The sequence below is a fragment of the Acidimangrovimonas pyrenivorans genome (assembly GCF_042643245.1).
GTDB lineage: Bacteria > Pseudomonadota > Alphaproteobacteria > Rhodobacterales > Rhodobacteraceae > Acidimangrovimonas > Acidimangrovimonas pyrenivorans.
Map to the genome: position 1 here is coordinate 1 of NZ_JBHRSK010000031.1, position 540 is coordinate 540.

Here is a 540-nt window from a genome sequence, read left to right on the forward strand (position 1 = left end):
CTACGGCAGCTTCGCCGTGAACGCGGATACCGGCGTCTGGAGCTACACGCTCGACAACGCCGCGGCGGCGGTTCAGGCGCTGGCCGAGGGCGAGCAGAAGACCGAGAGCTTCACCGTGACCGTCACCGACGACCAGGGGGCGACCGCGACCCAGCAGGTGGCCATTACCGTCACCGGCACCAACGACGCGCCGAAGATTGCCGGGATGGCCGGGCTCGATTACGTGCAGGAAGACGCCACTCTGACCGACACGGCGCAGATCGTCGCCGAGGATCGCGACAATGGCGCGGTTCTGACCTATTCGGGCGATGCCGACGGTGTTTACGGCCATCTTGCGGTCGATCCCACGACCGGGGCCTTGACCTACACGCTCGACAACAGTTCGGACGAGGTCCAGGCCCTTGGCGCCGGCGACGTGGTGCACGAGACTTTCACCGTTTCTGCCACCGACGAGTTCAACGCGACGACCAGCCAGGACGTCACCTTCTCGGTGCTGGGCACGAACGACGCGCCGGTGGTGGACGCGGTGCAGACCACGGC

The 540-nt window shown here is 66.7% G+C and carries 1 protein-coding gene; it reads left to right on the forward strand.

The genetic code is table 11. The annotated features are described in order from the left end of the window. Positions 1-540: VCBS domain-containing protein (locus tag ACFOES_RS20975; RefSeq protein ID WP_377835679.1), on the forward strand; the 540-nt coding region annotated here is incomplete at both ends.